This is a genomic window from Sphingomonas sp. NFR15 (assembly GCF_900103265.1).
Lineage (GTDB): Bacteria > Pseudomonadota > Alphaproteobacteria > Sphingomonadales > Sphingomonadaceae > Sphingomonas > Sphingomonas pollutisoli.
This window is the reverse complement of sequence record NZ_FMWX01000002.1, coordinates 235,322-258,061: the sequence shown is the minus strand read 5'-3', so window position 1 is coordinate 258,061 and position 22,740 is coordinate 235,322. Positions and strand designations below refer to the sequence as shown.

Annotated in this window: 26 protein-coding genes; 12 read left to right on the top strand and 14 right to left on the bottom strand. The window is 66.9% G+C overall.

The features are described 5' to 3' along the window. Positions 1-80: 80 nt before the first annotated feature. The 3 genes from BLS81_RS06610 (at position 81) to xth (ending at position 2,049) form a co-directional block, all read left to right on the top strand. A complete protein-coding gene (locus tag BLS81_RS06610) occupies positions 81-815 on the top strand; it encodes a M23 family metallopeptidase (RefSeq protein WP_256326104.1) in 735 nt (244 codons plus the stop codon). Between the two features lie 112 nt (positions 816-927). Further along, positions 928-1,266, top strand: coding sequence for an iron-sulfur cluster insertion protein ErpA (gene erpA / locus BLS81_RS06605; RefSeq protein WP_093222403.1), 339 nt, complete (start codon positions 928-930; stop codon positions 1,264-1,266). 12 nt (positions 1,267-1,278) lie between these two features. Next, a complete protein-coding gene (gene xth, locus BLS81_RS06600; protein WP_093222399.1) occupies positions 1,279-2,049 on the top strand; it encodes an exodeoxyribonuclease III in 771 nt (256 codons plus the stop codon). A gap of 53 nt (positions 2,050-2,102) precedes the next feature. Here the strand turns inward: xth and BLS81_RS06595 are convergent, their stop codons facing one another. The 3 genes from BLS81_RS06595 to lipB form a co-directional block, all read right to left on the bottom strand. Further along, positions 2,103-2,705: a hypothetical protein gene (locus tag BLS81_RS06595; RefSeq protein WP_256326103.1), complete on the bottom strand. Its 603-nt coding sequence runs from the start codon at positions 2,703-2,705 to the stop codon at positions 2,103-2,105. Positions 2,706-2,979: 274 nt separating this feature from the next. Beyond that, on the bottom strand, positions 2,980-3,204 hold the full coding sequence (locus BLS81_RS06590) for a hypothetical protein (protein WP_093222393.1): 225 nt from the start codon (positions 3,202-3,204) through the stop codon (positions 2,980-2,982). Between the two features lie 90 nt (positions 3,205-3,294). Continuing rightward, a complete protein-coding gene (lipB, locus tag BLS81_RS06585) occupies positions 3,295-3,957 on the bottom strand; it encodes a lipoyl(octanoyl) transferase LipB (RefSeq protein ID WP_093222390.1) in 663 nt (220 codons plus the stop codon). Positions 3,958-4,070: 113 nt separating this feature from the next. Here lipB and BLS81_RS06580 point away from each other — a divergent pair, with 113 nt between their 5' ends. Together BLS81_RS06580 and BLS81_RS06575 are read left to right on the top strand one after the other, a co-directional pair. Then, positions 4,071-4,895: a hypothetical protein gene (locus tag BLS81_RS06580; protein WP_093222387.1), complete on the top strand. Its 825-nt coding sequence runs from the start codon at positions 4,071-4,073 to the stop codon at positions 4,893-4,895. Between the two features lie 24 nt (positions 4,896-4,919). Next, on the top strand, positions 4,920-5,687 hold the full coding sequence (locus tag BLS81_RS06575; protein WP_093222384.1) for a hypothetical protein: 768 nt from the start codon (positions 4,920-4,922) through the stop codon (positions 5,685-5,687). Here BLS81_RS06575 and BLS81_RS06570 read toward each other — a convergent pair. Genes BLS81_RS06570 through BLS81_RS06560 form a run of 3 tightly spaced genes read right to left on the bottom strand, consistent with a single transcriptional unit; the run spans position 5,671 to position 7,596 of the window. Next, complete coding sequence (locus tag BLS81_RS06570; RefSeq protein WP_093222380.1) at positions 5,671-6,264, bottom strand: GNAT family N-acetyltransferase; 594 nt, start codon at positions 6,262-6,264, stop codon at positions 5,671-5,673. The two genes, BLS81_RS06575 and BLS81_RS06570, sit on opposite strands and share 17 nt — an antisense overlap. Beyond that, positions 6,255-7,097 carry an oxygen-dependent coproporphyrinogen oxidase gene (gene hemF / locus BLS81_RS06565; RefSeq protein ID WP_093222375.1) on the bottom strand — a complete coding sequence of 281 codons (843 nt, stop codon included), beginning with the start codon at positions 7,095-7,097 and terminating at the stop codon, positions 6,255-6,257. Before hemF ends, BLS81_RS06570 begins: the two co-directional genes overlap by 10 nt. A gap of 28 nt (positions 7,098-7,125) precedes the next feature. Further along, positions 7,126-7,596, bottom strand: coding sequence for a tRNA (cytidine(34)-2'-O)-methyltransferase (locus BLS81_RS06560; protein ID WP_093222371.1), 471 nt, complete (start codon positions 7,594-7,596; stop codon positions 7,126-7,128). Positions 7,597-7,753: 157 nt separating this feature from the next. Here BLS81_RS06560 and petA point away from each other — a divergent pair, with 157 nt between their 5' ends. The 6 genes from petA (at position 7,754) to alr (ending at position 12,954) form a co-directional block, all read left to right on the top strand. After that, positions 7,754-8,338: a ubiquinol-cytochrome c reductase iron-sulfur subunit gene (petA, locus tag BLS81_RS06555; RefSeq protein WP_093222369.1), complete on the top strand. Its 585-nt coding sequence runs from the start codon at positions 7,754-7,756 to the stop codon at positions 8,336-8,338. Between the two features lie 13 nt (positions 8,339-8,351). Continuing rightward, positions 8,352-9,656, top strand: coding sequence for a cytochrome b (locus BLS81_RS06550; protein WP_093222366.1), 1,305 nt, complete (start codon positions 8,352-8,354; stop codon positions 9,654-9,656). Positions 9,657-9,667: 11 nt separating this feature from the next. Further along, a complete protein-coding gene (locus BLS81_RS06545; protein ID WP_093222365.1) occupies positions 9,668-10,540 on the top strand; it encodes a cytochrome c1 in 873 nt (290 codons plus the stop codon). Between the two features lie 2 nt (positions 10,541-10,542). Next, a complete protein-coding gene (locus BLS81_RS06540) occupies positions 10,543-11,109 on the top strand; it encodes an adenine phosphoribosyltransferase (RefSeq protein WP_093222359.1) in 567 nt (188 codons plus the stop codon). A gap of 139 nt (positions 11,110-11,248) precedes the next feature. Beyond that, on the top strand, positions 11,249-11,830 hold the full coding sequence (locus BLS81_RS06535; RefSeq protein WP_093222355.1) for a hypothetical protein: 582 nt from the start codon (positions 11,249-11,251) through the stop codon (positions 11,828-11,830). 92 nt (positions 11,831-11,922) lie between these two features. Then, entirely contained in the window at positions 11,923-12,954 is a 1,032-nt protein-coding gene (gene alr, locus BLS81_RS06530; protein ID WP_093222351.1) for an alanine racemase, read from the top strand. 34 nt (positions 12,955-12,988) lie between these two features. On the opposite strand, the gene BLS81_RS06525 is transcribed toward alr, so the two are convergent. Together BLS81_RS06525 and BLS81_RS06520 are read right to left on the bottom strand one after the other, a co-directional pair. After that, on the bottom strand, positions 12,989-14,161 hold the full coding sequence (locus BLS81_RS06525) for an acetyl-CoA C-acetyltransferase (RefSeq protein WP_093222349.1): 1,173 nt from the start codon (positions 14,159-14,161) through the stop codon (positions 12,989-12,991). A 36-nt stretch (positions 14,162-14,197) separates the two neighbouring features. Beyond that, positions 14,198-15,211 carry an alpha/beta fold hydrolase gene (locus BLS81_RS06520; RefSeq protein ID WP_256326102.1) on the bottom strand — a complete coding sequence of 338 codons (1,014 nt, stop codon included), beginning with the start codon at positions 15,209-15,211 and terminating at the stop codon, positions 14,198-14,200. A 96-nt stretch (positions 15,212-15,307) separates the two neighbouring features. Between BLS81_RS06520 and phaR the strand changes: the two genes are divergently transcribed. Next, complete coding sequence (phaR, locus tag BLS81_RS06515) at positions 15,308-15,877, top strand: polyhydroxyalkanoate synthesis repressor PhaR (RefSeq protein ID WP_093222344.1); 570 nt, start codon at positions 15,308-15,310, stop codon at positions 15,875-15,877. 63 nt (positions 15,878-15,940) lie between these two features. On the opposite strand, the gene BLS81_RS06510 is transcribed toward phaR, so the two are convergent. The 6 genes from BLS81_RS06510 to BLS81_RS06485 all read right to left on the bottom strand — a co-directional run bounded on the left by BLS81_RS06510 (position 15,941) and on the right by BLS81_RS06485 (position 22,667). Continuing rightward, positions 15,941-17,467 carry a TadA family conjugal transfer-associated ATPase gene (locus BLS81_RS06510; protein WP_093222341.1) on the bottom strand — a complete coding sequence of 509 codons (1,527 nt, stop codon included), beginning with the start codon at positions 17,465-17,467 and terminating at the stop codon, positions 15,941-15,943. Positions 17,468-17,690: 223 nt separating this feature from the next. Then, on the bottom strand, positions 17,691-17,942 hold the full coding sequence (locus BLS81_RS06505; RefSeq protein ID WP_093222339.1) for an ATP synthase F1 subunit epsilon: 252 nt from the start codon (positions 17,940-17,942) through the stop codon (positions 17,691-17,693). A 125-nt stretch (positions 17,943-18,067) separates the two neighbouring features. Continuing rightward, entirely contained in the window at positions 18,068-19,522 is a 1,455-nt protein-coding gene (atpD, locus tag BLS81_RS06500; protein ID WP_176787083.1) for a F0F1 ATP synthase subunit beta, read from the bottom strand. A gap of 46 nt (positions 19,523-19,568) precedes the next feature. Continuing rightward, positions 19,569-20,450, bottom strand: a complete 882-nt coding sequence (locus tag BLS81_RS06495; protein ID WP_093222336.1) for a F0F1 ATP synthase subunit gamma — start codon at positions 20,448-20,450, stop codon at positions 19,569-19,571. Between the two features lie 100 nt (positions 20,451-20,550). Further along, positions 20,551-22,080 (bottom strand): F0F1 ATP synthase subunit alpha, encoded by a 1,530-nt coding sequence (gene atpA / locus BLS81_RS06490; protein ID WP_093222334.1) that lies wholly within the window; start codon positions 22,078-22,080, stop codon positions 20,551-20,553. 32 nt (positions 22,081-22,112) lie between these two features. Continuing rightward, a complete protein-coding gene (locus tag BLS81_RS06485) occupies positions 22,113-22,667 on the bottom strand; it encodes a F0F1 ATP synthase subunit delta (RefSeq protein ID WP_093222332.1) in 555 nt (184 codons plus the stop codon). Positions 22,668-22,740: the final 73 nt, after the last annotated feature.

The following is a 22,740-nucleotide window of genomic DNA, read 5'->3' as shown; positions in this document are numbered from 1 at the left end:
GACGTGGAGGGGCTGCGAGCCGGACACATGGGGCGGGTGCCGTCGTCTTCCGGCATACGCATAACGGTCGCCGGGGACAGATGAACAAACTTACCACTATGTCTGGCGCGCACCTCATCGCGCGTCTCGGGTCTTTCTTCACCGCCCGGAAGTCCGTCGCAGATAAAGCCTTCACGATGCTGGCGGGTGTCGCCGGCGTTGCGATGTGCTTCTCCGCATGCGGTGTCGCCCGCGCCGCCGACAGCGCCGATGCCGCCGCCGACATGCGCGCCGACGTGCAGTTCCGCTCGCTGTTCCAGACGTGGAAGAAACTCGATACGGTCGATCATGGCCTGATCGCCATCCCCTCGGTCCAGCCGGTCGAGCATCTCGCCTACACCAGCAATTTCGGCATCCGCTCCGATCCGTTCCGCGGCACCGCGGCGATGCACGCGGGCGTCGACATCCCCGGCCCGATCGGTACCCCGGTCTATGCCACCGCCGATGGCTATGTCGATCGCGCCGAGCGCGCCGGCGGTTACGGCAACATGGTCGAGATCGACCACGGCAAGGGCATCCAGACGCGCTACGGCCACCTCTCGAAGATTCTCGTGCCCGCCAACACCCGTGTCCATCGCGGCCAGTTGATCGCGCTGATCGGTTCGACCGGTCGCTCGACCGGCCCGCATCTTCACTATGAGGTCCGCATCGACGGGCATGCGGTCAATCCGGTCCCGTTCCTCCAGAACGCCGATTATCTGCTCGCCGCGCAGGACCGTTCGATCAAGACGATCCCGGTCGGCGTCGGCCCCGCGGCGGACGAATCCACCGACTGAGGCGGGCCGCCCGCTTTCCAGTCCGCGCAGGGCGTCGGTCGCGAGACCGGCGCCCTTCGCTTTTCGGTCGCGGGCGGTTGCCGTTGGCCGGGCCACCGCTTATCTGAGGCGCATGGCCACGCTCGCTCCCGAAATCGCCCTCACCGACTCCGCCGCCGCCCGTGTCGCGGCGATCGCCGCCAAACAGGGCAAACCGGCGATCCTGCGGCTGTCTGTCGATGGCGGCGGCTGTTCTGGCTTCCAGTATAAGTTCGGTTTCGCGGATGCCGTTGAAAGCGACGATACCGTCGCGGAGAATGGCGCGGTACGCTTGGTAGTCGATTCGGTAAGCCTCGATCTGGTGCGTGGTGCGGCGGTGGATTACGTCGAGGAGCTCGGCGGCGCGGCGTTCCGCGTGACCAACCCGCAGGCGGCCTCGGGCTGCGGCTGCGGCGCCAGCTTCTCGATCTGACGCCCCGCGCACGTGAAGATCGTCACCTACAACGTCAACGGGATCAAGGCGCGCCTGCCGCGCCTGCTCGAATATCTCGCCGAGCAGCAGCCCGACGTGGTCTGCCTTCAGGAGCTCAAGGCGAGCGACGAGACCTTCCCGATCGCCGAAATCCGCGCCGCTGGCTACGGTGCGGTGTGGCACGGCCAGAAGAGCTGGAACGGCGTCGCGGTGCTGGCGAAGGGCGCCGACCCGCTCGAGCGCCAGCGCGGCCTCGTTGGTGAAACCGAGGACGATCATAGCCGATACCTCGAAGCCGAGGTGGACGGCGTCGTCATCGCCTCGCTGTATCTGCCCAACGGCAACCCGCAGCCCGGCCCCAAGTTCGACTATAAGCTACGCTGGATCGACCGGCTCGCGGCGCGCGCGCGTGCGCTGCTTGCCGAGGAGCGGGCGGTGGTGCTGGCGGGCGATTACAACGTCATCCCCAATGACGACGACACCTATTCGGTGCGCGCGATGGCGGATGATGCGCTGATGCAGCCGGAGAGTCGGGCGGGCTTCCGCGCCCTGGTCGCGCAAGGCTGGACCGACGCGCTGCGCACCCGCCATCCCAAGGGCGGGGTGTGGACCTTCTGGGATTATCAGGCGGGTGCGTGGCAGCGCGACGCGGGTTTCCGCATCGACCATCTGCTGCTTTCGCCGATCGCCGCCGACCGGCTCGTCGATGCCGGTGTCGACAAGGCGTATCGCGGTCGTGAGAAGGCCAGCGACCATGCGCCGACCTGGGCGACGTTGCGGTAGCTGAACCGTCCGCCGTTCGCCCTCGGTGCGTTCAGGGCGAACGGATCGGGCGGTCAGCGTGTGCCGATGGTGTTGCTCGCGAGGCTCATGTCCATCGGGCCGCATTTCTTCTCGACCCATTCGCCCTTCTTGCCCCAGCATTGCGGGTCGAGATTGGGAACGCGCGATGCGGCGATCAGCGAGGGGTGGCGCGGGAAGCGCTGGTCGCCCCAATATACGAGCGCGTTGCGCAGCGTGCCGGTTTCCTCGAGCGCGATCTTGCTGAACTGTCCGCGCGGCGCGATCGCCGCGCGCAGCGCGATCCGGGCGGCGGTCTGACAGAAGCCATATTGCGCATCAACGGTGGTGAAGGTCGAATAATTGCGCGTGTCGAAATGATCGAGCGCGTTCTGCCCGGCGCGAACCGTCTTGTTGATGCGGATGAAATATTTGGTCAGCGTGTCGTAGGACTTTTTGATCTCGTCCTTATGGTTGAACAGGATCGCGTTGTAATTGGGCACCGACATCAGCGTCGGCTCGAACTGGCATTGCAGCGCGGCCACGTTGAGCGCCGCGCGCATCTGCCAAACCAGCGCCGAACGCACCTCGACCGGCGTCGCGCCGGGGAAATCGGTCGCATAGCGCGGCTCGCTGCCGGTGATCGGCGGCGCGGTCATGTCGTGGGGGGTGAAAAAGAACTGTGCCTGGGCGGGCAGGGAAAACGCCGCCGCATACATCGCAGCACATCCGCTTAACGCACGGGACAGTTTCATCTTTTTCTCACTGAATGGCAGTCGTGTTCGCATGATTACGGCTTTTTGCGTTTCAGCCCAAATGCTTTTTTAAGCATGCGACCAACGTCTCGTCGAATTTGGACGGGAAACATACGGGAATCGAAAGGGCCGCCCGGACGATCCGGACGGCCCTCAAGCATCACCGTTTTACCGGTGATTACATCGCGTTCGATGCTTCGTTCGACATCATCGCGCCGTTGTCGGCCATCGTGCCGTCGACCGCGGTCATGTTGTCCGACATCGTGTCGGTGCTCTCGGTCGAGTTCAGGTCCGTGACGGTGGTGTTGTCGACGGGGGTCTCGGTCTTGCCGCAAGCCGACAGCGAAACCGCAGCGGCGGCGGCGAGCGAAACGGCGGCGATCTTGGAAAGAATGGTACGCATGAGAAAAGCTCCCTAGAAGGTGATTTAGGCGGTCTGGTTGACCTTATTTACCCGCATCAGGGTGGACATTAGTCGGATAGCCACTTGCCCTCAAGCACAGTTTTCCGCACCGCGGCGCAAGCGCTCCAGAAATGCCGGAAACGCTGCCGCGAGCGCAGCATCGAAACTGCCGAAATCGCCCGGCCGGCCGAGCGCCCGCGCGCTGGTGACCGGATATTCGGCGATGCCGCACGGCACGATCCCCGCGAAGTGCGCGAGATCGGGCGCGAGGTTCACCGCGAACCCGTGCAGCGTCACCCAACGCCGCACGCGCACCCCGATCGCGCCGATCTTGGCCTCCTCGCCGCCGTCGCGGGTCCAGATGCCGATCCGCCCCGGCGCGCGGAAGGCGGTGATGCCGAGCGCGCCCAACGCGTCGATCAGCCAGCCTTCTAGCGAGCAGATGAAGTGGCGGATGTCGCGCCCGCGCGCGTTGAGATCGAGCACCAGATAGCCGACGCGCTGGCCCGGGCCATGATAGGTGAAGCGCCCGCCGCGCCCGGTCTTCACCACCGGAAAGCGCGGATCGAGCAGTTCGGCGGGGTCGGCGCTGGTGCCGCCGGTGTACACCGGCGGATGTTCGAGCAGCCACACCAGCTCGCGCGCCTCGCCGGCGGAAACGGCGGCGGCACGCGCCTCCATGATCGCGAGGGCGTCCTCATAGCCGATTTGGCCCGGCTCGACACGCCACTCGATTGTATTGGCCTGATCCATGACGCGCGATTGCGCCGATGCGCGCCCGAGTGCAAGATCGGACGGGATCAGTGGCGAGGATCGGCGCGTTGCGCTAACGCAGGCCCACGCGCGTCGCGGGTCGGGGGGAACCAATGGTCAATCTTGAAGCCGTTTGGGACAGGACATCCGAGTTCGTCGCGGAACGCCGGACGGAGGTGATCCCGATCGTCGCGCTGCTGCTGTTCGTGCCGCTGGCGCTGATGAGCAACCTGATGCCGCTGGTCGGGCGCGATATGAGCGCGCGCAACGTCGCGCTCGGCATCGCGTCGGTCGCGCTCGCGATCGTCACGATCTGGGGGCATCTCGCGCTCACCGCGCTGGTGCTGGGCGCGCGCGGCTGGAAGGCCGCGGCGCGCACGGGGGCGGGCCGGTTGCCGGTCGCGGTGCTGGTCTCGCTGATCGAGATGGCGGTGCTGGTGCTCGCGGCCATGCCGATCTTCGTCGCCTTCGCGATGAGCGGGATCGTGCCCGGCCAGACGCCGGCGGGCTCGCTGCCGCCGATGGACGTCGCGACCGCGATGTTCATCCTGCTTTATTCGGCGCTTTTTGCGGTCGTCGGGCTGATCGTGTTCGCGCGGCTACGGCTGGTCAACGCGGCGCTCGTCGGGGAACGGCGCGGCGTCTCGGCGCTGATCCGTTCGCTCGCGCTGACACGCGGCATGACGCTCAAGCTGGTCGGCCTCGTGCTGCTCTACCTGATCGTTTCACAGGTCGCCGCGCTCGCCGCCAAGATGGTGTTCGGCGCGGTGCTCGGCCTGCTCACGCTGGGCGCCGATACGGTCGCCGTCGCCACCGTCACCACAACGACCCTCGTCGCGCTCGTCCAGACCGGTTTCACCGCGCTGGCCACGCTGTTCACCGCATGGCTGTTCGTCGCGGTGCGCGATGTCCGCGAGACGATCGTCGAACTCGAATGAAATGCCCGTTATGAAAATGCCGATATGAAGATGAATGTCGCCCGCGCGTTCAACACCGCGTGGTCCATGTGGAAGACCGACTGGGATCTGCTGCTGCGCGTGGCGGGGCTGTTCGTGTTCCTGCCGCAATTCGCGTCGCTGTTGCTGGTGCCGCTCGCGCCGGCGCTGCCCGAGGGCGACACCAGCGAGGCGGCGGTGCGCGGCTGGGTCGAGGCGTTCACCGCCTGGTTCGGCGCCTTTGGCCCATGGCTGTTCGGTGCGGAAATCCTGACGCTGTTCGGCAGCCTGGTGATGCTGTCGCTGTACCTCGGCACCAATCGTCCGCCGCTCGGCGTCGCGCTGGCCGGGTCGCTGCGGCTGTTCCCGCGCTATCTGCTCGCCGCGTTGATCGTGTCGCTGCCGGTCGGGCTGTTCCTGGTGCCGACGATCGGCTTCGTGCTGGTGCTACCGGCGATGTACATCTTCGGGCGGCTGCTGCTGACCGGCGCGGTGATCGCCGCCGAGCAGCCAATCGGCGCGATCCCCGCGCTTCAGCGCAGCGCGCGGCTGACGCGCGGCAACGGCATGGTGATGATGGGCGTCGCCGGGCTGTTGCTGTTCGGGGGGCAACTCGCCGCCTGGCCGTTCGTCGCGGCGGGGCACATGCTCGGCGGCGCGCCGATGGCGAACCCGGTGACGGCGGCGCTGCTCGACGCGATGGCGGCGGCCGCGCTGACGGCGGCGCTGATCGCGACGGTCCTGGCGCGCGTCGCCCTTTACCGCGAGGCGCTGGCGCTCAACCGCGAGGTTTGAGGCACGGGATTTGCGGCGCGGCGTCGGGCGGCAGCGCGCCGATCAGCCGCGGGTCGGCGAACGTTTCGATCGTGCGCCGGATCGCGGTGAACCCCGATCGCCGATAAAAGCCGAGCGCGGTCGGATGATCGAGCGTGCAGGTGTGGACCCACACGCGCTCGATCCCCGCGCGCCATGCGCGTTCGAGCGCGTGCGCCATCAGCCAGCGGCCGAGACCTTTCCCGGCGAGATCGGGCACCAGCCCGAAATACGACAATTCGCACTCGCGCGGGGTGCGGAAGTCGAGTTCGAGCATGCCGGCATCGCGGCCCGCCTGATCGACCGCCGCGAAGATCGCCACGTCGGGATCGTGGATGATCTCGGTCAACGCCGCATCGTCCATCACCAGCCGCGAGAACCACAGCCACGGCGCGCCGACACTGCGGAACAGCGCGCGGTAGCGATCGAGGGTGGGGCGCTCCAGCGCGACCAGCCGCAGCGGCGCCTCCGGCACCGGCATCGGCTCCGGCCGCGCGCGCATCTCCAGCGTGGTGACGATCGTCGCCACCTCCTCGCCGCGGACGCCGGTCAGTCCCATGTCGCGACCGGGGGCAGGCTCATCAGGATCGCGTCGATGTTGCCGCCGGTCTTCAGCCCGAACAGCGTGCCGCGATCATAGACGAGGTTGAACTCGGCATAGCGCCCGCGCCACGCGCGCTGCTGTGCCAGATCGGCCTCGGTGAACGGCGTCGCCATCCGCCGCCGCACGAGAGCGGGATAAATGTCGAGAAAGGCGCGGCCGACATCCTGCGTGAACGCGAAATCGCGCGCGAAATCGCCTTCGAGATGGTCGTAGAATATCCCGCCGACCCCGCGATGCACCTGCCGGTGCGGAATGTAGAAATAGTCGTCCGCCCATTGCTTGAAGCGCGGATAATGGGCCGGATCGTGCGCGTCGCACGCCGCGCGCAGCGCCGCGTGGAAGTCGGCGGTATCTTCCGCGACCGGAAGCGGCGGGTTGAGATCGGCACCGCCGCCGAACCATCGCCTGGTCGTCGCCAGGAACCGCGTGTTCATGTGGACGGCGGGCACATGCGGGTTCGCCATATGCGCGACGAGGCTGATGCCGGTCGCGCAGAAGCGCGGATCGTCACCCGCGCCGTGGATGGTCTTGCCGAACTCGCCCTCGAGCACGCCGCCGACGGTCGAGACGTTGACGCCGACCTTCTCGAACACCTTGCCCTTCATCACCCCGCGCACGCCGCCGCCGCCGGGCTCGCCGGAAGGGTCGGTGCGGTCCCACGGCGTATAGACGAAGCGCGCGTCCGATCCGGCCTCGGCCTCGATCGCCTCGAACTCGGCGCAGATCCGGTCGCGCAGATGTTCGAACCACGTGCGGGCGGCGGTTTGCTGGGCGTCGAGCGGCTGCATGGCGGCGACCTTTGCCCGCGCCCGGCGGCTAAGTCGAGACGGTGTCGTCGTCGGCGGGCCAGCCGCCGGTCTGGCGCAGCGCCTCGCCAAGCGCGATCCCGCACGCGACCGCGAGATTGAGCGAGCGCATGCCCGCGGCGAGCGGGATGCGCACGCGGAGGTCGGCCCGGTCATGCACCGCCGCCGGCACGCCGCTGCCCTCGGAGCCGAACAGCAGGATGTCGTCCTCGCGGAAGGCGGCGGCATCGAGCCGAACCCCGCCGCGCGTGGTGAGCAGCACCAGCCGCCCGCGCGCGCTGGCTTCGAACGCCGGCCAGTCGATGTGGCGGCGCACCTCGGCGGCGCGCGCGTAATCCATCCCGGCGCGCGCGAGCGCACGATCGCTGAACGCGAACCCCATCGGCTCGATCAGATCGACCGCGACGCCGAAGCACGCGGCCATGCGCAGGATCGTGCCGACATTGCCGGCGATTTCGGGCTGGTGGAGGGCGATGCGCACGGGCGCGTCGTTACAGGGGCAAAATGCTGTTGGCAAAGCCCGTTGGCTCCGTCTATCAGGTCTGGGCTTCCCGTGGGGACGGAGGAGATCAGGGCGGCGGCAGCGTCATCCGAAGAGCAAACCCGATCGTCGACACGGCGAAGACAAGGGCAGAGAAATGGCAACAGTCGATAATGCCGTGCCACCTGGAGAGGATCCGGCACCGTTCCACGAAGCGGTCGATGATCCGCGCCGGCGCGATTTCATCAACATCGCGGCGGTCGCCTGGGCGGGCGTCGGCGGCGCGATCGTGGTGCTGCCGCTCATCAACCAGATGAGCCCCTCCGCCGACGTGCTGGCGCTGTCGACCACCGAGGTCGATCTGTCCAAGATCGAAGCCGGGCAGGGCGTCGTCACGTCGTTCCGCAAACAGCCGTTGTTCGTGCGCCATCTGACGCCCAAGGAAATCGCCGAGGCCGATGCGGTGCCGCTCGGCGAGCTGCGCGATCCCGAGACGCTCGAACAGCGCACCAAGCCCGGCAAGACCAACTGGCTCATCACGCTCGGCGTCTGCACCCATCTCGGCTGCATCCCGCTCGGCATCCACGAAGGCGAGAACCGCGGCCAGTTCGGCGGCTATTTCTGCCCGTGCCACGGATCGCAATACGATACCGCCGCGCGCATCCGCAAAGGCCCGGCGCCGAAGAACCTGGCCGTGCCGCCGTACACCTTTTCGTCGGACACGACGGTCACCGTCGGTTGAGGATGTCACAGAGATGAGCTTTCCCTGGGCGAAACATTACGAACCGAAATTCGCGCTGACGAAGTGGGTCGACGAACGGCTGCCATTGCCGCGCCTCGTCTACAATGCGGTCGGCGCCGGCTATCCGGTGCCGCGCAACCTCAACTATTTCTGGAACTTCGGTGTACTCGCCGGCGCCGCGCTCGCCGCGCAGATCGTCACCGGCATCGTGCTGGCCATGCACTATGCCGCCAACGGCGGCGTGGCGTTCGATTCGGTCGAGCATATCATGCGTGACGTCAATGCCGGGTGGTTCATGCGCTATGCCCACGCCAACGGCGCGTCGATGTTCTTCATCGTCGTCTACATCCACATCTTCCGCGGCCTCTATTACGGATCGTACAAGGCGCCACGCGAGATGGTGTGGCTGCTCGGCGTCGTCATCTTCCTGCTGATGATGGCGACCGCGTTCATGGGCTATGTGCTGCCGTGGGGGCAGATGAGCTTCTGGGGCGCGCAGGTCATCACCGGCTTCTTCTCGGCGATCCCGATCGTGGGGGACACGATCCGCGTGTGGCTGCTCGGCGGCTATGCGCCCGACGATGCCGCGCTCAACCGCTTCTTCTCGCTCCATTATCTGCTGCCGTTCGTGATCGCGGGCGTCATCGTGCTGCACATCTGGGCGCTGCACATCCCCGGCTCGAACAACCCGACCGGCGTGGACGTGAAGGGCGAGCAGGATACGGTGCCCTTCCACCCCTATTATACCGCCAAGGACGGGTTCGGGCTCGGCATCTTCCTGCTGATCTTCGCCTTCATGATCTTCTTTCAGCCGAATTATCTCGGCCACCCCGACAATTACATCCCGGCCAATCCGCTCGCGACGCCCGCGCATATCGTGCCCGAATGGTATTTCTGGCCATTCTACGCGATCCTGCGCTCGTTCACGTCGGACTTCATCCTGCCCGCGAAACTGTGGGGCGTGCTGGCGATGTTCGGGTCGATCGTGCTGCTGTTCTTCCTGCCGTGGCTGGACAGTTCGCCCGTCCGGTCGACCAACTACCGGCCGGTCTATCGCACCTTCTTCTGGGTGCTGGTGGCGGATGTTCTGGTGCTCGGCTGGTGCGGCGGTTCGCCGGCGGACCCGCTCTACATCGTGCTCGCGCAAATCTGCGCGGCCTATTACTTCGCGCATTTCCTCGTCATCCTGCCGATCGTGTCGCGGATGGAGCGGCCCCGGCCGCTGCCGAACTCGATCACCGAGGCGGTGCTGGCGAAGAAGGGCGGCACCAGCCCGAGTGAGACCGCCGTCAGCGGCTCGCCGCTCGCAGCAGAATAAAGGGGACGACCATGATCCGCTGGATTTCCGCTGTCATCGGCGCGGGCATTGTCGCCGTGCTGGGCTGGTCGCTGCTATGGACCATCGTCGGCGTGGCCGGGGATTCGTCCGCCAAGACCTGGACGGGCGCGCCCGCTTCGGCCGAACATTATGTCCACGCGCAGCGCCCGCTGCTCAACGCGGAGCTTCCCTCCGAAGGGCTGTTCGGCAAATACGACCTGCGCCAGCTCCAGCGCGGCTTCCAGGTTTACAAGGAAGTGTGCGCGGCGTGCCATTCGATCCGGCTCGTGGCGTTCCGCGACCTCAAGCAGCTCGGCTATGACGATGGTCAGGTCAAGGCGATCGCTCAGGGATGGCAGATCGAGCAGCCGAGCGTGAACCCCGACACCGGCGAGGTCGCGACGCGCAAGAACCTGCCGTCCGATCACTTCCCGCTGGTGTTCGCCAACGACGTGGCGGCACGCGCCGCCAACAACAATGCGGTTCCGCCCGATCTGTCGCTGATGACGAAGGCGCGCCACGAGGGGCCGGACTATGTCTATTCGCTGGTCGGCCACGGCTATGTGAACCAGCCCGCCGATCTGCTGGCGAAGTTCCCCGATGCGAAGACGCCCAAGGGCCTCCACTACAACCAGTATTTCGCCAACCTCAACATCGCGATGCCGCCGCCGCTGACGCAGGACGGGCAGGTCCAGTATCTCGACGGCACCAAGCCGACCGTCGACCAGATGGCGAAGGACGTCGCGGCGTTTCTGACGTGGACAGCCGAACCCAATCTCGATACCCGCCACGGCGCCGGCTTTGCCGTGCTCGGGTTCCTGCTGGTGTTCTGCTTCCTCGCATACGGCGCGTATCAGAATGTCTGGCGCAACATGAAACATTGAGAATGATCGCAGTCGAGACCGAGGCCCGCCAGGATCAGCGCAACGACGATCTGAAGGCGCTGATCCGCACCATCCCCGATTTCCCAAAGCCCGGCATCCAGTTCCGCGACATCACGACGCTGCTGCTCGATGCCAAAGGGTTCGCCGAGGCGATCGCGCGCATGGCGGCGGCGACCGTTGGCAAGGTCGATCTCGTCGCGGGGATCGAGGCGCGCGGCTTCATCTTCGCCGCCGCGCTGGCGGCCCCGCTCGGCGCCGGCGTGCTGCTGATCCGCAAGGACGGCAAGCTGCCCGGCGCGACGATCGCCGAGGACTATGCGCTCGAATATGGTACCGACCGGATCGCGATGCACGAGGACGCGCTCGTGCCCGGCCAGCGCGTGCTGCTGGTCGATGATCTGATCGCCACGGGCGGCACCGCGCGCGCAGCAGTGCGGCTGCTACGCAAGGCGGGCGCGGTGGTGGAGCAGGCGCAATTCCTGCTCGACCTCCCCGATCTCGACGGCGCCGACGCGCTCCGCGCGGAGGGGCTGTCGGTGGATGCGCTGATCGCGTTCGAGGGGCATTGATCCCGCGCTGACACGCACGTCGTGCGCGCCGGTATGTGTCTGCGATGTTTCAAGAACGGAACCGTCGCCGCGCTTCATCGTTTCTTCCACACGATGCGCCGCCAGGGTCTCGGCTCCGCATCCTGTCGGAGTACGCAGCATGATCCCCAGGAAACTCTTAATCGCCGGTCTCGGCCTTAGCGCCGCATTGGGCCTCTCCGCCTGTGTGGATGACGGCTATGGATATGGCGGCGGCGGTATCGGCTACGCCAGTGCCGGCTGGGATCCCTATTATGGCGGCTTCAGCGGCGATCCCTATTGGGGCTGGTACGGCGACTATTATTATCCGGGAACCGGCTATTACGTCTATGGCCGCGATCACCGCCGCTATCGCTGGAACAGCAGCCAGCAGAATTATTGGCGCAACCGCTCGCAACATTGGAACAACGCGCATCGCGACATCCGCCCGATGTGGCGCGATTTCGGCGGCCCCCGCGGCGGTAATAGTTGGCAGGGCGGCCGGCCTGGTGGCGGTAATTGGCAGGGTAACGGCGGCGGCCGGCCCGGTGGCGGTAATTGGCAGGGCAACGGCGGCGGCCGGCCCGGTGGCGGTAATTGGCAGGGCAACGGCGGCGGCCGGCCGGGTGGCGGCAACTGGCACGGCAACGGTGGTGGCCGGCCCGGTGGTGGCAATTGGCACGGCGGCGGCGGCCATCGCGGCGGCGGCGGTGAGCGTCGCTGAGACGAACCGATCGCCGCGTCCGGCGGCGATTTGACGGCAACTGGGTATGCGCGGCGCTGGCCCCGCCCGCGCCACGGCGCTAATCGGGCGGCATGAACGCACCCCATCGTTTGCGGCTCGATAGCGCCGCCCTCGTCGCCAACTGGCGCGCCCTCGCGGCGCTGAGCGGCCCCGCCGCCTGTGGCGCGGCGATCAAGGCCGATGGCTACGGCCTCGGCGCGGTCGAAGTCGCCCGCCGCTTGGCGGAGGCCGGTTGCCGTGACTTCTTCGTCGCCACCTGGGCGGAGGCCGAGGCGCTTGCCACGCTCGGTCTGCCAGTGGCGGTGCTGCACGGCGTTCGCGAAGAGGACATGCCGCGCGCGCGCGCAGGATTCGCCTGGCCGGTGCTCAACACCGACCTTCAGGTCGCGCGCTGGCGTGCCGCCGGGGGCGGGCGGTGTGATGTGATGGTCGATACCGGCATGAGCCGTCTCGGCATCTCTCCAACGGCCGTGTCGGACGGCACGCTCGACGGGCTCGAGATCGGCACGGTGATGAGCCATCTCGCCAGCGCCGACGAGGATTCCCCGCTCAACGCGCGCCAGCTCGCCGCATTCGCCGCGCTCAAGGGGCGCCGCCCGGCCGCGCGGATGAGTCTCGCCAATTCCGCCGCGATCGCGCTCGGTCGGGAGTATGCGTTCGATCTCACCCGCCCTGGCATCGCGCTCTACGGCGGCGTGCCGCGTGGCGAACTTGCCGGCACGCTGCGTCAGGTGGTGACGCCAGAAGCGCAAATCCTCCAGCGCCGCCGCCTCCAGCCTGGCGACGTGATCGGCTATAACGCGCTGTTCACCGCCGAGCGCCCGACCGAGGTGGCGATCCTCAACCTCGGTTATGCCGACGGCTATTGGCGTGGCTTCTCCGGCCGCGGCGCGGCGCGGCACGGCGACGCGCGCCTTCCCGTGCTAGGCCGTGTCTCGATGGACCTCACCGCCATCTCGGTCGATGCGGCGCCGGATCTCGCCGAGGGCGATTGGGTGACGATCGACTATGCGCTGCCGCAGGCGGCGGCGCTGTCGGGCATGTCGCAATATGAGTTGCTGACCGGGCTGGGCCGGCGGTTCGATCCGATATGGGTCGGGTAGCGGGCGCCTGCGCGCCCGCCCCCGTGCGCCTGCCTCAGCGCTCGATGCACATGGCGATGCCCATGCCGCCGCCGATGCACAGCGTCGCCAGGCCCTTCTTCGCGTCGCGCTTGCCCATTTCGTAGAGCAGGGTGGTCAGCACGCGCGCGCCGCTCGCGCCGATCGGATGGCCGATCGCGATCGCGCCGCCGTTGACGTTGACCTTGTCCGCGTCCCAGCCGAGTTCCTTGCCGACCGACAGCGCCTGTGCCGCGAACGCCTCGTTCGCTTCGATCAGGTCGAGGTCGGCGAGCGTCCAGCCGGCCTTCTCCAACGCGCGGCGCGTCGCGGGAACCGGGCCGATGCCCATGATCGACGGATCGACGCCCACGGTAGCCCAGCTCGCGATGCGCCCGAGCACCGGCGCGCCCCGCTTGGCCGCCTCGGCAGCGGTCATCACCACGACCGCGGCGGCACCATCGTTGAGGCCCGATGCGTTGGCGGCGGTGACGCTGCCGTCCTTCTTGAAGGCGGGGCGCAGCCCGGAAATGCCCTCGAGCGTCGCGCCGGCGCGGATATATTCGTCGGCATCGACGATGGTGTCGCCCTTGCGGCCCTTGACCGTCACCGGAGCGATCTCATCTTTGAAACGGCCGCCGCTGCGCGCCGCCTCGGCGAGATTCTGCGAGCGCACCGCGAAAGCGTCCTGCTCGCCGCGCGTCACCTGATATTGCTCGGCGAGGTTCTCGGCGGTGATCCCCATGTGATACTGGTTGAACGCGTCGATCAGACCGTCCTTCAGCATCGTGTCGATCAGCGTGAGATCGCCCATCTTCTGTCCGCCGCGCAGATATTGCGCGTGCGGCGCCATCGACATCGATTCCTGTCCGCCCGCGACGACGATGCGCGAATCACCCGCCACGATCGCCTGCGCGGCGAGCGCGACCGCGCGCAGGCCCGATCCGCACAATTGGTTGACGTTCATCGCGGTGACTTCACGCGGAATGCCCGCCGCCATCGACGCCTGCCGCGCCGGGTTCTGGCCCTGTGCCGCAGTCAAAACCTGGCCGAGGATGACCTCCGACACCTCCTCGCCCGACACGCCCGCCTGCGCGAGCGCGGCGACGATCGCCTGACGGCCGAGTTCATGCGCGGGCACGCCCGCGAAAGCGCCGAGGAAGCTGCCGACGGGGGTGCGCTTGGCGGCGGTGATGACGATATCGGTCATGTCTGCTGAGTCTCCGTCAGGTGGAACGTATGGCGGTTATCTAGGGTGCGGCAGGGCGCTTAGCCAGTCCGCAAGCGGCTCCCACAGCGTGGCGCGGCGTCGGCTGCCCACGATCATGCCGACGTGTCCGGCCACGACATCGTGCCGGTGGGGCAGGTCGGCGGCGCTCGCGGCGGGGACGATCCGGTCATGGCGCGAAACGAACTCGATCGCCGGGCATGCGAGCCGCGCCGGGTCGGCCGCGGTGCCCGCGACCCGCCACGCCCCGCTGCCCGGCAGGTCGCGCGCGATGAAATCCTCCATCAACTGCCGACCGGCGCCATAGGGCAGGGGCGCGCCCCCATTGGCCCAGTCCTCCACCGCGATGAACGCCTTCCAGGCGGAACCGCCCGGCTCCATCCGCGCAAACGCCTCGTACTTGGCGATCGTCTTGGCGGGATCGAGCCGCCAGAATCCGCTTTGCAGCACCTCGACGGGCACCAGCCCCATGATTTCGCAGCTCGGCTTGGCGGCGGTCCACAAGGATCCGATGTCGGCGCGGCCGGGGCCGAATCCGCTGAAGCGCCACGGCGCGGCGATCAGCGCCAGTCCCGCCACCTCGGCGGCACAGGCCGCGCCCAGCGCCATCGTGCCGCCGAGGCAATAGCCCGCGAGGACGGGGGGTGTTCCGAGCCGCTCGGTCACCTTCGCGATCAGCGGCAGCAGCAAATCTTCGACATGCCCGGTCAGGTCCATGCCGCGGTCGCGCGGCGGCGGGGTGCCCCAATCGACCAGCAGCGGGCGAACGCCGGTGCTCGCCAGCCACCGCAGCAGCGACACCTCGGGCGTCAGGTCGAGAATGTTCGGGCCGTTGATGAGCGACGGCACCACGATCACCGGCCGCCCCGTCTCGCCCTTCACGCCATAATCGCGCAGCCGCGCGCGGCCCTTGCGGAACCGCACCGGCGCGAGCCTGCGCGGCCGCCCGCGCGGCGCCTCCTGAAAAGCGCGCAAGCCGGCAAGTGCCGCGGCGCGGCGCTCGGGCGATTCCGCCGTCTCGCTTTGCAGCATTTCCAGGAATAACGGCAGTGGCCTCGGTCCGTGTTGCGATGCGGTATCGAAAGGTGTTAGACGTGAGACAACCACTGGGGCTTGGGGCCTTTCTTCATGAAAAAACACACTGCGGGCGATGGCCCGGCGATCATCAAGAAATACGCCAACCGCCGGCTCTATAATACTGAAACCTCATCCTACATCACGCTGGAACACCTTGCCGCGATGACGCGCGAGGGGCGCGACTTCAAGGTCGTCGATGCGAAGAGCGATGAGGACATCACGCACAACATCCTCACCCAGATCATCATGGAGGAGGAAGCCCGTGGCGAGACGATGCTGCCGGTCAATTTCCTGCGCCAGTTGATCTCGATGTACGGCGATTCGATGCAGGCGATGGTGCCGGGCTATCTGGAAGCCTCGATGGACAGCTTCCGCCGCAACCAGCTCCAATTCAAGTCGGCGGTCGAAGGCGCGTTCGCCAACTCGCCCTTCGCCGAACTCGCCAAGCAGAACATGGCGATGTTCGAGGCGGCGACCCAGGCGTTCAAGCCCGGCGCGGCCGGCGCACCCCCCGCCAAGCCGGCGGAGGAGGGCACGCCGGTCAGCAAGGACGAGGAAATCGCTGCGCTGAAGGCCGAGCTGGGCAAGCTGGTCGAGAAGATCGACAAGCTCGGCGAGTAAGCGAAACAAGGCGGGATACCGTCGCCCCGGCGCGACGGTAAGGGACTCGCCTCTATTCCGCCCTTACAAACACGCCTCCAGATACGCCTGGTCGAACCCGAACTGCCGCGCCTTCTCCAGCGTGTAAGGCCGTAGCCCCATCGAGCGATATTCGCCGATGATCTTGCCGTCGGCGCTCTCCTCCAGATATTCGAACTTGAACAGCTCCTGCGTGACGATCACCGGGCCTTCCATGCCGATCACTTCGGTGATGTTGGTCACCCGGCGCGAGCCGTCGCGCAGTCGCTTCACCTGCACGATCATATCGACCGAATCGGCGATCTGGCGGCTGATCGCCTCCTTGGGCATCTTGATGTCGCCCATCATCACCATGTTCTCCATGCGCCCGAGGCATTCGCGCGGGGAGTTCGAGTGAAGCGTACACATCGAGCCGTCATGGCCGGTGTTCATCGCGGCGAGCAGGTCGAAACATTCCGCGCCGCGGATTTCGCCTAGGATGATCCGGTCGGGCCGCATACGCAGCGAGTTCTTGACGAGATCGCGGATGCTGATCTCGCCCTGGCCTTCCAGATTGGCCGGGCGCGTTTCGAGCGGCAGCCAGTGCGGCTGCTGCAAGCGCAATTCGGCGGCGTCTTCGATCGTCAGCACGCGCTCGCCGGGGTCGATCATCTTGGACAGCGCGTTGAGCATCGTCGTCTTGCCCGAGCCGGTGCCGCCGGAGATGACGATGTTGAACCGGCAGGCTCCCGCGATCTTGAGCGCGGTCGCCATCTTGACGCTCATCGAGCCGAAGCCCGCCATCATATCGAGCGTGATCGGCTTGTCGGAGAATTTGCGAATCGAGATCGCGGTCCCGCGCAAGCTCAGCGGCGGGACGATCACGTTGACGCGGCTGCCGTCCTTCAGACGCGCGTCGGCGAGCGGCGTGGTCTGGTCGACCCGGCGCCCCACCGAGTTGCAGATGCGCTGCGCGATCTGGAACAGATGCTCCTCGTCGCGGAACTGGATCTGCGCGAGTTCGAGCTTGCCCTTGCGCTCGACGAAGGTCTGATTGGGGCCGTTGACCATGATGTCGGTCACGTTCGGGTCGTTGAGCAATTCCTCGAGCGGCCCGAGGCCGAGCAACTCGTCGACCAGCACCTTCTCCAGCGCGAACTGCTCGCGGCGGTTGAGCGTCAACTTCAACTCGGCGAGCACCTCGCCGATGATCGGGCGGAATTCCTCGGCGAGTTCGTCCTTGTCGAGCGTCGCCGCGGCCTCGGGATCGACCCGTTCGAGCAGGCGCGGCAGCACCTGTTCCTTGATCCTGTGGATCGACGCCTCGAACCCTTCGACCCGGCTGTTGCCGGCCTCGCCGGAGGCGGCCTGCCGCTCGGCGAGGCGCAGCATCGCGTCCTGCGAGGCGCCGGCCAGGGCGCTCATTGCCGTCCCGTCGATCTCTCCGGGCATCGGCAGGTCGATCAGCGACGGGAATGAGTCGGCGTAGGTATCGGCGTCGGGGGCGGGGCGGGCGGCGCCCTGCATCGGGCGAGCGACGCCGAACGCGGGGCGGTTGCCGGCGGCGCCGGGGCGTCGGCCAAATGCACTCATTCTTCGCGGTCCTTCATGAAGACCGCACCGCTAAGCGCGAAGGCTTGAGATTTGCTGAATCGCGCGGAAAGGATCACGCGCCGCGAACTGCCGAGAGGACGACGGAAGCCTCAGCCGGTCACGGGCACCGCCCGAGCGCAGAGGATATTTGCTGTCGAAAATTTCGGCGGCGGCATCATCATCGTGATGCCCGGCCGGCCGCCGCTATGCCTTGGGAAAAGTCTCAGCCGACCCGCTCGGCGAGGACGGTCAGCCCGCCCGCATTGACCTCGGCGAAACCGCCTTCGATCGCGAGCAGTTCGGGCTCGCCCTTGTCGGTACGGTAGATCTGGATGGCGCCGTCGCGGATTGTCGACATCACCGGCGCATGGCCTTCGAGCACGCCGAAATCGCCCTCGGTGCCAGGCACGACGACCATATGGACCTCTTCCGAGCGGACGAGCTTTTCAGGCGTGACGAGTTCGAAGTGCAGCATTTCGGTTTCCTACTCCCCTCCCGCGTGCGGGAGGGGTCGGGGGAGGGCGTGTCATGTCGAGAGAGCCATGCCCACAGGCTCTCCCTCAGCCCCTCCCGCGAACGGGACGGGGCGTAGAGGCGGCTTTACGCCTCCTGTGCCATCTTCTCGGCCTTGGCGATCGCTTCCTCGATGCCGCCGACCATGTAGAACGCGGCTTCGGGAAGGTGGTCATATTCACCCTCGACCACCGCCTTGAACGACTTCACCGTGTCCTCGATCTGGACGAACTTGCCCGGAATGCCGGTGAAGACCTCCGCGACGTGGAACGGCTGCGACAGGAAGCGCTGGATCTTCCGCGCGCGGCTGACGGTCAGCTTATCCTCTTCGGAAAGCTCGTCCATGCCGAGGATCGCGATGATGTCCTGAAGCGACTTGTACTTCTGGAGCGTCGACTGCACCGCGCGCGCGGTCTCGTAATGCTCCTGGCCGACGACGCGCGGTTCGAGCACGCGGCTGGTCGAATCGAGCGGATCGACCGCCGGGTAGATGCCCAGTTCCGAGATCGCGCGGTTGAGCACGGTGGTCGCGTCCAGGTGCGCGAACGAGGTCGCCGGCGCCGGATCGGTCAAATCGTCCGCCGGCACGTACACGGCCTGCACCGAGGTGATTGAGCCCTTGTTGGTCGAGGTGATGCGCTCCTGGAGCGCACCCATGTCCGTCGAGAGTGTCGGCTGATAGCCCACCGCCGACGGAATACGACCGAGCAGCGCCGACACCTCGGCGCCCGCCTGCGTGAAGCGGAAGATGTTATCGACGAAGAACAGCACGTCCTGGCCTTCGACGTCGCGGAAATATTCGGCGATCGTCAGGCCCGAGAGTGCGACGCGGGCGCGGGCGCCGGGCGGCTCGTTCATCTGGCCGTACACCAGCGCGACCTTCGAACCCTCCGAGATCGCGTTGCCTTCGGCATCCTTGGCGATCACGTTCGCGTCGAGGAACTCGTGGTAGAGATCGTTGCCCTCGCGCGTGCGCTCGCCGACGCCCGCGAACACCGAGGTGCCGCCATGGCCCTTGGCGATGTTGTTGATGAGTTCCTGGATCAGCACGGTCTTGCCGACGCCGGCGCCGCCGAACAGGCCGATCTTGCCGCCCTTGGCGTAGGGCGCGAGCAGATCGATCACCTTGATGCCGGTGACGAGGATCGCGCTCTCGGTCGACTGATCGACGAACAGGGGCGCCTTGGCATGGATCGGGGCGGTGTCGGTGTTGCCGATCGGGCCGCGTTCGTCGATCGGCTCGCCGATCACGTTCATGATGCGGCCGAGCGTCTTCGGGCCGACCGGCATGCGGATCTGCGCGCCGGTGTCGGTGACGGTCTGGCCGCGCATCAGGCCCTCGGTCGAGTCCATCGCGATCGTGCGGACGGTGTTCTCACCGAGATGCTGCGCGACTTCGAGAACCAGGCGCGTGCCGTTGTTGTTGGTCTCGAGCGCGTTCAGGATCGCGGGCAGATTGCCCTGATCGAACGCCACGTCGACGACCGCGCCGATCACCTGGCTGATGCGGCCTACGTTGTTGGTGGTCGCTACCGGAGCGATCATGTCGGGGGCGGTTGCCATTGCTCGTCCTACCTTCTTGCGATTCTTACAGCGCTTCCGCGCCGGAGATGATTTCCACCAGTTCGGTCGTGATCGCGGCCTGGCGGGTGCGGTTGTACTGGATGCTCAGCTTCTGGATCATGTCGCCCGCATTGCGCGTGGCATTGTCCATCGCGGTCATGCGGCTGCCCTGTTCGGACGCGGCATTCTCCAGCAGCGCGCCGAAGATCTGAATCGCGATGTTGCGCGGCAGCAGATCGGCGAGGATCGATTCCTCGTCGGGCTCGTACTCGACCGCGGCGCCGCCGTCGTCCACCACCGCCGCATCGTTGGCGGGGAGGGCGACCGGGATGATCTGCCGGCCGATCGGCTCCTGCACCAGCGCCGACTGGAAGCGCGCGTAGAACAGGTGCGCGACGTCGAACTCGCCCGCTTCGTAGCGCGCGATCACGTCGTCGGTGATCGCCTTGGCGTCGGCGAACGACACCGTCTTGATGTGGCTCATCTCGTGATCGACGACGACCTGCGTCGGGTAGAAGCGCTTGATGACGCGGCCCTTCTTGCCGGCGAGGTAGATCTTGACGGTCTTGCCGGCGTTCTCGAGCTCCTCGGCCTTGCGGCGCGCGGCGCGGACGATGTTCGAGTTGAACGCGCCCGCCAGACCCCGCTCCGAGGTCGCGACGATTAGCAGATGCACCTGATCGCGTCCGGTGCCCGCGAGCAGCTTCGGCCCGCTCTCGCCGACCGTTACCTTCGCGGCGAGGCTCGCCATCACCTTTTCGAGCCGGCTGGCATAGGGACGCGCGGCGATCGCCGCTTCCTGCGCGCGGCGCAGCTTGGCGGCGGCGACCATCTTCATCGCCTTGGTGATCTTCTGCGTCGACTTTACCGAGCCGATGCGGATCTTGAGGGCCTTCAACGACGCCATTTAGCTTCCCACTTCGTCATCCCAGCGTACGCCGGGATCTTGTGCCTCTGGCCGCGCGCGTGCGACTGGAGACCCCAGCTTGCGCTGGGGTGACGGACTTTTACGCAAACGTCTTCGCGAACGCGTCGAGCGCCGACTTCAGACCCGCCTTGGCCTCGTCGCCGAGATCCTTGGTATCGCGGATCTTGCCCAGCACGTCGGCGTGGTTGGCGCGCAGATCGGCGAGCATCGCCGCCTCATAGCGCACCACGTCGGCGACCGGCACGGTGTCGAGATAGCCCTGCGTGCCTGCGAAGATCGACGCGGTCTGCTCCTCGAACGGCAGCGGCGAGAACTGCGGCTGCTTGAGCAGCTCGGTCAGGCGCGCGCCGCGGTTGAGCAGCTTCTGGGTCGAGGCGTCGAGGTCCGAGCCGAACTGCGCGAACGCCGCCATCTCGCGATACTGCGCCAGCTCGAGCTTGATCGAGCCCGACACCTTCTTCATCGCCTTGGTCTGCGCGGCCGAGCCGACGCGGCTCACCGACAGGCCGACGTTGATCGCCGGGCGGATGCCCGCGAAGAACAGATCGGTTTCGAGGAAGATCTGGCCGTCGGTGATCGAGATCACGTTGGTCGGGATGTAGGCCGACACGTCGCCCGCCTGCGTCTCGATGATCGGCAGAGCGGTCAGCGAGCCCGAGCCATTGTCCTTGTTCATCTTCGCCGCGCGCTCGAGCAGGCGCGAGTGGAGATAGAACACGTCGCCGGGATAGGCTTCGCGGCCCGGCGGACGGCGCAGCAACAGCGACATCTGGCGATAGGCGACCGCCTGTTTGGAGAGATCGTCGAACACGATCAGCGCGTGCATGCCGTTGTCACGGAAATATTCGCCCATCGCCGTGCCGGTGTAGGGCGCGAGGAACTGGAGCGGGGCGGGGTCCGACGCGGTCGCGGCGACCACGATCGAATAGTCCATCGCGCCATTCTCGGTCAGCGTGCGGACGAGCTGGGCGACGGTCGAGCGCTTCTGGCCGACCGCGACGTAGATGCAATAGAGCTTCTTGCTCTCGTCATCGCCCGCGTTCGCGGTCTTCTGGTTGATGAACGTGTCGATCGCGACGGCGGACTTGCCGGTCTGACGATCGCCGATGATGAGCTCGCGCTGGCCACGGCCGACGGGAACGAGCGCATCGATCGCCTTGAGCCCGGTCTGGACGGGCTCGTGGACCGAGGTGCGCGGGATGATGCCCGGCGCCTTCACCTCGACGCGGCTGCGCTGGTCCGCGACGATCGGGCCCTTGCCGTCGATCGGGTTGCCGAGACCATCGACCACGCGGCCGAGCAGACCCTTGCCGATCGGCACGTCGACGATCGTGCCGGTGCGCTTGACGACGTCGCCTTCCTTGATCTCCGAGTCCGACCCGAAGATCACGACGCCGACATTGTCGGCCTCGAGGTTGAGCGCCATGCCCTGCACGCCGTTCGAGAATTCGACCATCTCGCCCGCCTGGACGTTGTCGAGCCCGTGAATGCGCGCGATGCCGTCGCCGACCGACAGCACCTGGCCGGTTTCGGAGACTTCCGCCTCGGTGCCGAAGCTGGCGATCTGGTCCTTGATGACCTTCGAGATTTCTGCGGCGCGGATATCCATGTTTCAGCCTTTCCCACTGACAGCCTCGGCTGTCAGCCTTTCATTGCGTGCGCGAGCGTATTGAGACGGGTCTTGATCGACGAATCGATCATCTGGCTGCCGATCCTGACGACCAGCCCACCGAGGAGCGAGGGATCGACCGAAAGGTCGACGGAAACGTCGCGGCCGACACGGGTGCGGAGCTGCTGCTTGAGCGCATCGACCTGATCGGGCGCGAGCGGGTGCGCAGACGTGACCTCGGCGGTCGTCTCGCCGCGGAAGTTGGCGGCGAGCTCACGGAAGGCGCGGATCACGGCGGGAAGCTGCGACAGCCGGCGGTTGTCGGCGAGCACACCGAGGAAATTCTTGGTCGTGGCGTCGAGGCCGAGTTCGTCGGCCACCGCAGCGGCGGCATGCGCGGCGTCCTTGCGCGAGACCAGCGGGCTCTGCGTCAGCCGCTTGAAATCGTCCGACTGGTCGAGCGCGGCGCGCACCGTCGCGAGGCTGGCCTCGACGGTGTCGATCGCCTTGGTCTCGCGTGCCAGCTCGAACAAAGCCGTCGCGTAGCGACCGCTTAAACTGGCTTGAATACCGCCGGATGTCTCCACGCGATCAGGTTCCTCAGGTAAGGGCGAACAGAAGATGGCCCCATGCGATAACAGGCTGGCGCCAAGCACCTGC

Coding starts and splice junctions, on each gene's coding strand:
- BLS81_RS06610 (WP_256326104.1), top strand. CDS start 81: ATGAACAAACTTACCACTATGTCTGGCGCGCACCTCATCGCGCGTCTC.
- erpA (WP_093222403.1), top strand. CDS start 928: ATGGCCACGCTCGCTCCCGAAATCGCCCTCACCGACTCCGCCGCCGCC.
- BLS81_RS06595 (WP_256326103.1), bottom strand. CDS start 2,705: ATGACCGCGCCGCCGATCACCGGCAGCGAGCCGCGCTATGCGACCGAT.
- BLS81_RS06590 (WP_093222393.1), bottom strand. CDS start 3,204: ATGCGTACCATTCTTTCCAAGATCGCCGCCGTTTCGCTCGCCGCCGCC.
- lipB (WP_093222390.1), bottom strand. CDS start 3,957: ATGGATCAGGCCAATACAATCGAGTGGCGTGTCGAGCCGGGCCAAATC.
- BLS81_RS06580 (WP_093222387.1), top strand. CDS start 4,071: ATGGTCAATCTTGAAGCCGTTTGGGACAGGACATCCGAGTTCGTCGCG.
- BLS81_RS06575 (WP_093222384.1), top strand. CDS start 4,920: ATGAAGATGAATGTCGCCCGCGCGTTCAACACCGCGTGGTCCATGTGG.
- BLS81_RS06570 (WP_093222380.1), bottom strand. CDS start 6,264: ATGGGACTGACCGGCGTCCGCGGCGAGGAGGTGGCGACGATCGTCACC.
- hemF (WP_093222375.1), bottom strand. CDS start 7,097: ATGCAGCCGCTCGACGCCCAGCAAACCGCCGCCCGCACGTGGTTCGAA.
- petA (WP_093222369.1), top strand. CDS start 7,754: ATGGCAACAGTCGATAATGCCGTGCCACCTGGAGAGGATCCGGCACCG.
- BLS81_RS06550 (WP_093222366.1), top strand. CDS start 8,352: ATGAGCTTTCCCTGGGCGAAACATTACGAACCGAAATTCGCGCTGACG.
- BLS81_RS06545 (WP_093222365.1), top strand. CDS start 9,668: ATGATCCGCTGGATTTCCGCTGTCATCGGCGCGGGCATTGTCGCCGTG.
- BLS81_RS06540 (WP_093222359.1), top strand. CDS start 10,543: ATGATCGCAGTCGAGACCGAGGCCCGCCAGGATCAGCGCAACGACGAT.
- BLS81_RS06535 (WP_093222355.1), top strand. CDS start 11,249: ATGATCCCCAGGAAACTCTTAATCGCCGGTCTCGGCCTTAGCGCCGCA.
- alr (WP_093222351.1), top strand. CDS start 11,923: ATGAACGCACCCCATCGTTTGCGGCTCGATAGCGCCGCCCTCGTCGCC.
- BLS81_RS06525 (WP_093222349.1), bottom strand. CDS start 14,161: ATGACCGATATCGTCATCACCGCCGCCAAGCGCACCCCCGTCGGCAGC.
- BLS81_RS06520 (WP_256326102.1), bottom strand. CDS start 15,211: ATGCTGCAAAGCGAGACGGCGGAATCGCCCGAGCGCCGCGCCGCGGCA.
- phaR (WP_093222344.1), top strand. CDS start 15,308: ATGAAAAAACACACTGCGGGCGATGGCCCGGCGATCATCAAGAAATAC.
- BLS81_RS06510 (WP_093222341.1), bottom strand. CDS start 17,467: ATGAGTGCATTTGGCCGACGCCCCGGCGCCGCCGGCAACCGCCCCGCG.
- BLS81_RS06505 (WP_093222339.1), bottom strand. CDS start 17,942: ATGCTGCACTTCGAACTCGTCACGCCTGAAAAGCTCGTCCGCTCGGAA.
- BLS81_RS06495 (WP_093222336.1), bottom strand. CDS start 20,450: ATGGCGTCGTTGAAGGCCCTCAAGATCCGCATCGGCTCGGTAAAGTCG.
- atpA (WP_093222334.1), bottom strand. CDS start 22,080: ATGGATATCCGCGCCGCAGAAATCTCGAAGGTCATCAAGGACCAGATC.